At 73.0% G+C, this 9,631-nt stretch carries 8 protein-coding genes and 1 pseudogene; 2 read left to right on the top strand and 7 right to left on the bottom strand.

Going from position 1 to position 9,631, the window contains the following annotated elements; genetic code table 11:
- From AB0J93_RS05920 to AB0J93_RS05895, 6 genes and pseudogenes are all read right to left on the bottom strand, one after another.
- A pseudogene (locus tag AB0J93_RS05920) lies at positions 1-191 on the bottom strand (1,4-beta-xylanase); the annotation flags it as partial.
- Positions 192-506: 315 nt separating this feature from the next.
- Positions 507-1,208: a uracil-DNA glycosylase gene (gene ung, locus AB0J93_RS05915; protein ID WP_363918521.1), complete on the bottom strand. Its 702-nt coding sequence runs from the start codon at positions 1,206-1,208 to the stop codon at positions 507-509.
- A gap of 60 nt (positions 1,209-1,268) precedes the next feature.
- Entirely contained in the window at positions 1,269-1,748 is a 480-nt protein-coding gene (gene tsaE / locus AB0J93_RS05910; RefSeq protein ID WP_363918518.1) for a tRNA (adenosine(37)-N6)-threonylcarbamoyltransferase complex ATPase subunit type 1 TsaE, read from the bottom strand.
- The gene (locus tag AB0J93_RS05905) at positions 1,745-2,848 is read right to left on the bottom strand and encodes an alpha/beta hydrolase (RefSeq protein ID WP_363918516.1); all 1,104 of its coding nucleotides are present in this window, start codon (positions 2,846-2,848) and stop codon (positions 1,745-1,747) included. Before AB0J93_RS05905 ends, tsaE begins: the two co-directional genes overlap by 4 nt.
- Positions 2,845-3,963, bottom strand: coding sequence for an alanine racemase (alr, locus tag AB0J93_RS05900; RefSeq protein WP_363918514.1), 1,119 nt, complete (start codon positions 3,961-3,963; stop codon positions 2,845-2,847). The genes AB0J93_RS05905 and alr overlap by 4 nt, the downstream gene beginning before the upstream one ends.
- Positions 3,964-4,004: 41 nt before the next feature.
- Positions 4,005-5,474 (bottom strand): NAD(P)H-hydrate dehydratase, encoded by a 1,470-nt coding sequence (locus tag AB0J93_RS05895; RefSeq protein WP_363918512.1) that lies wholly within the window; start codon positions 5,472-5,474, stop codon positions 4,005-4,007.
- 192 nt (positions 5,475-5,666) lie between these two features.
- Here AB0J93_RS05895 and AB0J93_RS05890 point away from each other — a divergent pair, with 192 nt between their 5' ends.
- A complete protein-coding gene (locus AB0J93_RS05890) occupies positions 5,667-5,963 on the top strand; it encodes a hypothetical protein (protein WP_363918510.1) in 297 nt (98 codons plus the stop codon).
- On the top strand, positions 5,960-7,558 hold the full coding sequence (locus tag AB0J93_RS05885; RefSeq protein ID WP_363918508.1) for an alpha/beta hydrolase: 1,599 nt from the start codon (positions 5,960-5,962) through the stop codon (positions 7,556-7,558). The genes AB0J93_RS05890 and AB0J93_RS05885 overlap by 4 nt, the downstream gene beginning before the upstream one ends.
- A 49-nt stretch (positions 7,559-7,607) precedes the next feature.
- Here AB0J93_RS05885 and glmS read toward each other — a convergent pair whose 3' ends face one another.
- Positions 7,608-9,521: a glutamine--fructose-6-phosphate transaminase (isomerizing) gene (gene glmS, locus AB0J93_RS05880; RefSeq protein WP_363918506.1), complete on the bottom strand. Its 1,914-nt coding sequence runs from the start codon at positions 9,519-9,521 to the stop codon at positions 7,608-7,610.
- Positions 9,522-9,631 lie beyond the last annotated feature (110 nt).

The following is a 9,631-nucleotide window of genomic DNA, read 5'->3' as shown; positions in this document are numbered from 1 at the left end:
AACGAGAAGAAGAACCCGTTGTGGGTGCCTTCCGTGTTCGAGCAGACCTGCCGGTCGGCCTCGGCCTGGGCGGGGCTGGCCGAGATCGCGACGGTGCCAGTGGTGACCAACACTGCGGCGAAGGCGGCGGCAGCCAGCATCCTGACGCGGCCGCGTCGGCGACTCTTGGGGTGAGTGGGGACTTCGTTCATGGTGGTGTGCTTCTCCCTGCGAGAGGCGGCGTGACGTGATCGGCGGGGTGCGGGTGGTTGAGGGACGGTCACCAAGCGTCGATGCCACGCCATGGTTGTACGAATTGCCGGACTGTCGGTTGTGTAGATGCTCCACTGCTGCTGTGCGTCGCCACTGACCCCCAGACTGAAGACGTTAGCGAGCATCTATATTTCCGATATCGTTATCCAACGATCGACGTCAGTCAAGAAATGTCGTCCGACCGGCTCCACCGACTGACCAGGCGGCTGCCACCACCTGGTACGTGCGGGCGGCGTGGGGCAGGAGCACACCGGTCAGCCGGCCGAGCGCTCCCAGTCGATGGTGGGCAGGCCGGCGTCGGCGAGCGCCTTGTTGGCGGCACTGAACGGGCGGCTGCCGAGGAAACCGCGCGGGTTCATCGGGCTGGGGTGACCGGCCTCCAGGACCACGTGCTGCGGGTTGCCGACAAGCGCCGCCTTCTTCCGGGCGTACCCGCCCCAGAGCAGGAACACCACCCGCGACTCCAGCGCGTCGAGTGCCCGGATGGTCGCGTCGGTGAACTCCTCCCAGCCCCGGTTCGCGTGTGAGCCGGGAGTGCCCTGGCGAACGGTCAACACCGAGTTGAGCAACAGCACGCCCTGCGCAGCCCAGCCGTCGAGGTTGCCGCTGCGCGGCTTCGGCACGCCCAGATCCTCGCCCAACTCCTTGAAGACGTTGCGCAACGACGGAGGCACGGACACACCCTCACGCACGCTGAAGCTCAACCCGTGCGCCTGGCCGGCCCGGTGGTAGGGATCCTGGCCGAGAATCAGCACCCGGCAGGCCGACGGTGCGCAGAGCCGATAGGCCGAGAACAGATCCTCGACCGGCGGGAAGACCGGGCCGGCAGCGTACTCCCGGGCGACGAACTCGGCCAACGCGGACACCCGGGCCGGGTCGAGATGGGGGGTCAGCACCGCCCGCCACTCGTCGGGGAGCAGCGCCAGCAGGTCGAGAGCAGGGGTGTCGTCGGGCATCGGCAACCTCTCACCGGTCGGAACGTCTGCGGGCACTGTAGGTATCGGGTACGACAGCGCTCAGCCCAGGGCGGCGAGGCGCTCCGCCCAGTCGCCACCGACCGGCTCCAACTCCGCCGTACGGGTGTCGTCGTCGTGCCGGTGCAGGCGGATCCGCAGGTGAGCGTCGGCCAGTTGCTCGACCATTCCTTCGCCCCACTCGACCACGGTCACCGAGTCGTCGACCGAAGCGTCCAGGTCGAGGTCGTCGATCTCGGCCCGCGGGTCGACCGCGTCACCCAACCGGTACGCGTCGGCGTGCACCAGCGCCACCTCTCGCCCGCCGGCCGGGTCCGGGCGGTGCACCCGGGCGATCACGAACGTCGGCGAGGTGATGTCGCCGAGCACCCCCAGGCCGGCGCCGATCCCCCGGGTCAGCGCGGTCTTGCCGGCACCCAGCGGGCCGGTGAGCAGTACCAGATCACCGGCGCGCAGCAGCCCGGCCAGCCGGCACCCGAAGGCGTACGTGTCCGCGACCGTCGGCAGCACGACCTCGGTCACGAGTCGCCCCGCCCGCAGGTGCCGAGAAAGCCGAGCAACGCGGCGTTGACCTCGTCGGCGTGCTCCAGCATCACCACGTGACCGCTGTCGGGGATCCGGACGAACTCGGCGTGCGGCAGCCGCCGGACGATCTCCTCCGAGTGGGTCAACGGTGTGATCATGTCCTTGTCTCCCACGATCACCAGCACCGGCGTGCCCTCCAACGCGGCCAGTGCCGGGAACCGCGAGTGGGTCGCCAGGGTACGCAGGTAGCGGGTCACCGTGTCGGCGGAGGTACGGGAGTTCATCTCCTCCACGTACGACACCAGGGCGGGGCTCGGCTGCCGGGTGCCGAAGCCGTACCTGCGGGTCAGCAACCAGGCCACGTTGGTCGTCGAGCGGCGGGCCCGGTCGATGACCGCGCCGCCGTACCGGGTGACGTTGCCCGCCATGTAGAGCACCGGCGCACCCACCCGGCCCAGCAGGGCGGGCGCGACCAGCTTCGTCTCCGCCAGCAGCCCGCCCGACGTGGCCATCAGCACGGTCCCCACCACCCGGTCGCCGAACATCTCCGGATACAGCTCGGCCAGGGCCATGATGGTCATGCCGCCCATCGAGTGGCCGACGAGCACAAGTGGCCCGTCGGGGGCCGCCTCGTCGATCACCCGGCGCAGCGTACGGCCGAGCGCGGTCAGGTCGTACTCGCCGGTCTCCAGCCGCCCCGACTGGCCATGCCCTGGCTGGTCGTACGCGACGATCCGGTGCTCACCCCGCTCGGCGAGCAGTTTGCGCTGGAAGTGGAAGGTGCCCATGTCCAGGCAGAAGCCGTGCACCAGCAGCACCGTCGGGTTGCCGTCGACCGGCCTTGTCGGCTCGACCACCTCGACGTGGATGTCGGTGCCGTCGGGCATCTCCAGCCGGTACGCCTCGTCGTACCGCTGGTCGCCGAAGACCTCGCCGGCGTACGGGTCGGTGGGGTCCGCCTTCAGCCGGCGGACCAGGGCGCGTTCCGTGGCGACGCCGGCGGCCAGCCCGGCGGCGGCCACCCCCAGCGCAGCACCGACCAGGCCGGCGGCCTTTCCGGCGGTGGTCCGGGGCCGCGGGATGTGCCAACCGGTCATGCCCGATCGCCGTCGTAGACGCGCGGGACCCGGGTGCTGCCGAACCGGGTCACGATTTCGTAGTTGATGGTGCCGACGGCCTCGGCCCAGTCGTCGGCCGTGGGCTCGCCCTCAAACCCGCTGCCGAACAGGGTCGCCACGTCGCCGGCAGCCACCGGGTCGTCGCCGCAGTCGAGCACGAACTGGTCCATGCAGACCCGACCGGAGATGGTCCGGCGGACCCCGCCGAGCTGCACCGGGCCGCAGTTCGAGGCGTGCCGGGGCACCCCGTCGGCGTAGCCGAGCGGCACCACGGCGAGGTTCGCCTCGCGTTCGGTCGTGTAGGTGTGGCCGTAGGAGACGCCGGCACCGGCCGGCACCCGCTTGGTCAGCATCACCCGGGCGCGGGCGGTCATCGCCGGACGCAGCCCGTACGTCTCGCCCGCCACCGGGGAGAGGCCGTAGACGGCCAGCCCCGGACGGACCAGGTCGAAGTGGGTGTCCGGCCGGGTCAGCGTGGCCGCCGAGTTGGCCAGGTGCCGGTATCGCGGGCGCAGTCCGGCCCGCTCGACCATGGCCAGCCCCTCGTGGAAGACCGCCACCTGCCGATCCGTGGTCGGGTGACCGGGCAGGTCGGCGTAGACGAAGTGGCTCCACACCCCGACCACCTCGACCAGTCCGTCGGCCTGTGCCTTGGCGGCGGCGTCGAGCAGAGCCGGCCAGTCGGCGACCGTCGCGCCACCCCGGGCCAGCCCGGTGTCGATCTTCAAGTGCAGTCGGGCGGGCTGCCCAGCCGTCCGGCTCGCCTCCAGCATCTCGTCGAGCTGCGGCAGGCTGGCCACGCCCAGGTCGACGCCGGCGGTCACCCCGGTGTGCAGCGGTAGCCCCGGGGCGAGCAGCCAGGCAAGCACCGGGGCGTCGATGCCGGCCGCGCGCAGCGCCAGCGCCTCGTCCAGGGTGCAGACGCCGAGCCAGTCCGCCCCCGCGTCGAGCGCCGCCCGGGCGGCCGGGACCATGCCGTGGCCGTAGCCGTCGCCCTTCACCACCGCCATCAGTTCCGCGCTGGTGCCGGCGCGCAGCCGGTCCACGTTCTCCCGGATCGCGTCTAGGTCGACACGTACCTCGGCCTGCCACATGCCCCCACCCTACTTTCCGCGCTGATCACCACGGCGGGTACTCAGGGCAGACGGGCCAGCACGGGACGCAGCGCGACGGCGACGTCCGGCGCGGTCACCGGGCCGCCGCGGGCCGCTTCCCGGCCGGCCAGCCCGTGCAGGTACGCCGCCGCGGCGGCGGCCCGCTCGGCCGGCAACCCGGCCGCGAGCAACGAACCGAGAAGTCCGGCCAGCACGTCGCCGGTGCCACCGGTGGCCAGCGCGGGGGTGCCGGTCGGATTGACGTACGCCCGCCCGTCCGGCGTGCCGACCACCGTGCGATCCCCCTTGAGCAGCACCACCGCGTTCATCCAGGCGGCCAGTCGAAGCGTGGCGGCGACCCGGTCGGCGCCCGGCTCCTCCCCGCAGAGCCGGGTGAACTCCCGATCGTGCGGGGTGACCACGATCGGCGCGTCCCGCTGGCGCAGCTGGTCGGCGAGGGAGCCGTCGACCAGCAGGGTCAGCGCGTCGGCGTCCAGCACCACCGGCACCGGGGTGGCGAGCACGGTCCGCAGCTCGGTGGCCGCCTGCTCGTCGGTGCCCAGCCCCGAACCACACACCCAGGCCTGCACCCGGCCGGCGTCGGACACCCGGCCCGTGGCGATCACCGAGGGGTGCTCGCGGACCACCTCGTCCCGGGCACCGCCGGCGTAACGGACCAGGCCGGTCGGACCGGCGAGCGCACCGCCGACGGAGAGCACCGCCGCACCCGGGTACGTCGCGGAGCCGGTGGCCACCCCGACCACCCCACGGGAGTACTTCTCCGAGGTGGGGCCGAGCCCCGGGTACCAGTCGGCCACGTCCGACCACTCCACGACGTGCAGCGCGGGGCTGCCCCGCAGCCACGGCGCCAGCCCGATGTCGACCAGTTCCACCTCGCCGGCCAACGCGGCGGCCGGGCCGACCGCCAGGGCCGGCTTCAACGCGCCGAAGGCCACCGTCACGTCGGCGCGCACCGCGTTCGGACGGCCGGACGGCGTCAACGGCACCGCCCCGGTGTCCACCGCGACACCGCTGGGCACGTCCACCGCCACGACCGTCGCCCGCTCACCGTCACGTCCCCGGTGCCGCAGCAGACTCGCCGCCAACTGCTCCGCGGTCTCCCGCAGGCCACCACGACCGCCGATGCCGACGATCCCGTCGAGCACCACGTCGACCACGGCCGGCGGTCGCGCCACCACCCGTCCCCCGGCGGCACGCAGCGCGGCCAGCCCTTCGGCGTGCACCCGATCCGGGGTGAGCAGCAATGCCGACACGGCGGCACCGCGCCGGGCGAGCCGAGCGCCGGCGTACAGGGCGTCGCCGCCGTTGTCGCCCGAGCCGACGAGCAGCAACACCGGTGCGGCGTACACCCCGCCCCGCTCGGTGAGCAGCAGCGCGCAGCGGCGGGCCAGCCCGGCGGCGGCCCGTTGCATCAGGGTGCCGGGCGGCACCGTGGCCATCAGGGCGGCCTCCGCCGCGCGTACGTCCGCGACCCGCCAGACCGGTCTCATGCCACACCCCGTCTCCCGATCACCCGGCCAACCCTACCGGCGTGGGGGCCGCAAGATAGCCGTCGGCCGTGCGCCCGGCAACGCCTGTGGACGAACCGGGGGTACGCCCACCGCCGGCTGTCCACAGGGCACGGCCGCCGGCGCCACCACCGCCTAGCGTCTGCGTCGTACTGGCGCCAGGCGGGAGGAACGATGGCCGAGGGGAAGCTGGCCGTACGGCCGGAACTGCTGCACCGGGTCGGGCGGTCGCTTGGTGACACCGGCTACCGGCTGGCGCACGGGGTGGCCGGCGGCCCCGGGCTGGCCGCACCGGCCCGGGAGTGGTCGACGGCGCTGGCGCTCGCCGGCCTGGAGGCGGCCGTGCACGCCTGGTCCGGTCGGCTCGGTGCCCGGGTCGCGGAGACCGGCGACGGGGTACGCGCCGCCGCCGGGACGTACGAGTCGGTGGACGCCAGGGCCGCCGCCCGGCTCTCCGCCCTGCCCCGATGAGCGCGCCGGGGCCTGTCGGTTACGCCCAGCTCTCCATGGTCGACCCGGCGGCGTGGCGGGCCACCGGATCGGCCTGGGCGAGCCTGGCGGGGGTGGCCGAGCGGCGGGCCGGTGAGCTCGCCGACGGCAGCACCGCCCTGCGCACCGGTTGGTCCGGCAGTGCCGCCGAGTCGGCCGGTGCCCGGCTGACCGGGCTGCGCGACGAGTTGGTCGCGCTGGTTCCGGCCGTGATCGAGACCGATCAGGTGCTCGCCGAGTTCGCCACGCGGTTGGTGGCCGCCCGGGCTCGGCTGACGGCGGCCGTGGCGTTGGCCGCCGCCACCGGCGTGCTGATCGACCGTCGGGGTGGCGTACGCGCCGATCCCGCCCGGGTCCCGTCCGACCGCACCGGCGCGACGGTGGCCCAGGTGGCCACGGCCCTGCGGGAGGCCCTCGACCTGGCCACCACGGCCGACGTGGAGGCCACGACACGCCTCGCGCGGCTGACCGAGGCCGCCGGTAGCGGCTGGACGGCCCGGCCCCCGTCGTACCGGCCACCGCCGAACGCCGAGCCGGGTCTGGTACGGCGCTGGTGGGCCGGGCTGACCCCGGCCGAGCGCCGCTGGTTGGTGGTGCACGAGCCGGAGCTGACCGGTCGACTCGACGGGGTGCCGGCCGATACCCGTGACCAGGCCAACCGGTTGCTACTCGCGGCCCGGCGAGCGGCACTTGTCGCCCGGTGGGAGCAGTTGCTGGCCCGGGTGCCCCGAGGTCCGCTGGAAGTGGCCGGGCTGCGCAGCGTCGAGGCCGCGCTGTCCGGGCTGGACGCGCTCGTCGCCCGGCTGGAGTCGGCCCAGCAGCCACGGGCGTACCTGCTGGGCCTGGACGTCGGCGGCGAGGGGCGGGCGGTGGTGGCACTGGGCAACCCGGACCGGGCCACGGATGTGCTCACCTATGTGCCCGGGATGACCGCCGGGCTCGACGACGCCACCGGCGAGTTGGGTCGGGCGGCACGGGTGCTGGCCCGCGGGGCCGAGTTGGCCCCGGGTACGCAGACCTCGGCGGTGCTCTGGCTGGACTACGACGCCCCGGACTTCCTGCACGAGGCGGCCTGGGACGGGCAGGCCCGCGCGGCCGGTGAGGCGCTGCACCGGTTCCAGGAGGGTCTCCGGGCCACCCACGACGGCCCGCCGGCCCGGCAGACCGTGCTCGGGCACAGCTACGGTTCGCTGGTGGTGGGCACCGCCGCTCGCGACCACGGCCTCGCCGCCGACGCGCTGGTCTTCGTCGGCTCACCCGGCGTCGGCGTGACGCAGGCGGCCGACCTGGGGTTGCCACCCGGGCAGGTGTGGGCCAGCACCGCACCGGACGACGTGATCCGGCTGACCCGCCCGCCGGACGAGCTGGCCCGGCGGGCGGTGCTCGGTGCCTCGCCGGTCGGCACCATCGCCGGCTGGCTGGCCGGGCCGAGCGACGAACTGTGGTTCGGGCGCGACCCGGCCGAGCCGGGCTTCGGGGGCCGGACGTTTCCCAGCGGCCGGTACGGCCACACCGGCTACTGGCATCCGGACAATCCGGCGTTGGACGGCATGGCGCGGGTGATGCTGGGGCGCTGAGGTCGGTACCGGCGGCCGGGTCGGTCGACCGCCGGTTGCCGCCCGGCGGCTACTCGACGGTGACGGACTTGGCGAGGTTGCGTGGCTGGTCGACGTCGTGTCCCCGGGCGGCGGCGATCTCGGCCGCGAACACCTGCAACGGCACGGTGGTCACCAGCGGCGCGAGCAGCGTCGGCGTACGCGGCACGTGGATCAGGTGGTCGGCGTAGCGGACCACTGATTCGTCGCCCTCCTCGGCGATGACGATGGTGCGGGCACCCCGCGCGCGTACCTCCTGGATGTTGGAGACGACCTTGTCGTGCAGCATGCCCCGGCCCACCGGAGAGGGGACGATGCAGATCACCGGGGTGCCCTCGTCGATGAGCGAGATCGGGCCGTGCTTCAGCTCGCCCGCGGCGAAGCCCTCGGCGTGCATGTACGCCAGCTCCTTGAGCTTCAGCGCGCCCTCCAGCGCCACCGGGTAGCCGACGTGCCGGCCGATGAACAGCACCGTCGACTCGGCACGCAGCTCGCGGGCCAGCTCGCGGACCGGCTCGATCCGCCCGAGCAGCTCGCGCAGCTTGTCCGGCACCCGGTGGAGCTGCTCGACCACGGCCGCCACCTCGTCGGCGTACTTGACGCCGCGCACCTGCGCCAGGTGCAGCCCGATCAGGTAGCAGGCGATCACCTGGGTGAGGAACGCCTTGGTGGAGGCGACGGCGATCTCCGGGCCGCCGTGGGTGTAGAGCACCGCGTCGGACTCCCGGGGGATGGTGGAGCCGTTGGTGTTGCAGATGGCCAGCACCCGGGCCTTCTGCTCCTTGGCGTGCCGCAGCGCCATCAGGGTGTCCATGGTCTCGCCGGACTGTGAGATCACCACGATCAGGGTGGACCGGTCCAGCACCGGGTCGCGATAGCGGAACTCGCTGGCCAGCTCCACCTCGCAGGGGATCCGGGTCCAGTGCTCGATGGCGTACTTGGCCACCATTCCGGCGTGGTACGAGGTGCCGCAGGCGACGATGAAGATCTTGTCGACGTCACGCAGATCCTGGTCGCTGAGGCGGACCTCGTCGAGCATGATCTCGCCGGTCTCGGTCAACCGTCCGAGCAGCGTGTCGGCGACGGCCTGCGGCTGCTCCTCGATCTCCTTGAGCATGAACCAGTCGTAGCCGCCCTTCTCGGCGGCCGAGGAGTCCCAGTCGATGTGGAAGTCCTTGCCGCTGGCCGGCTGCCCGTCGAAGTCGGTGATCTCGATGCTCTCGGCGGTGATCAGCACGATCTGGTCCTGGCCGAGCTCGACCGCGTCCCGGGTGTGCTCGATGAACGCGGCGACGTCACTGGCGAGGTAGTTCTCCCCGTCGCCGCGGCCGACGACCAGGGGTGAGTTGCGGCGTGCGCCGACCACCGCGCCGGAGATCGCCGAGTCGACGGCGAGCAGCGTGAAGGCGCCCTCCAACCGCTGGCAGACCACGCGCATGGCCGCGGTCAGCAGTTGCGGCCCGTCCGGCTGGCCCGCCGCACGCAGGTCGGTCAGGGCAGCGGAGAGCAGGTGGGCGGCGCACTCGGTGTCGGTGTCGCTGGTGAAGGTGACGCCCTCGTCCTCCAGCTCGGCACGGAGCTTGGCGAAGTTCTCGATGATGCCGTTGTGGATCACCGCGACCCGCCCGTCGGGTGACAGGTGCGGGTGGGCGTTGCGGTCGGTGGGGCCGCCGTGGGTGGCCCATCGGGTGTGTCCGATGCCGGTGGTGCCGTCGCCGATGCCGATCGGGCTGGCGCCGCAGCCGGCCGGGTCCTCGGCCGCCCGCTCGGAGAGCACCTTCTCCAGGTTGGCCAGCTTGCCGGCCTTCTTCTCGGTCAACAGCGTCCCGTCGCAGACGACGGCGACGCCGGCCGAGTCGTAGCCGCGGTACTCCAGCCGCCGCAAGCCGTCGAGCACGATGCCGAGCGCCGGTCGGGCACCGGCGTAACCCACGATTCCACACATGGGTGGCAGCCTAACCAGTTTCGCTCACGATGTCTGCTCGAAAGCGGGGTAAACAAGCACTGAATTTGAGCGATCTGGCGATGACGGTGAAGGTTGCCACAAAGCACGCA

The sequence above is a fragment of the Micromonospora sp. NPDC049374 genome (assembly GCF_040677165.1).
Taxonomy (GTDB): domain Bacteria; phylum Actinomycetota; class Actinomycetes; order Mycobacteriales; family Micromonosporaceae; genus Micromonospora.
The sequence above is the reverse complement of the archived record's forward strand: the minus strand, read 5'-3'. Positions and strand labels throughout refer to the sequence as shown.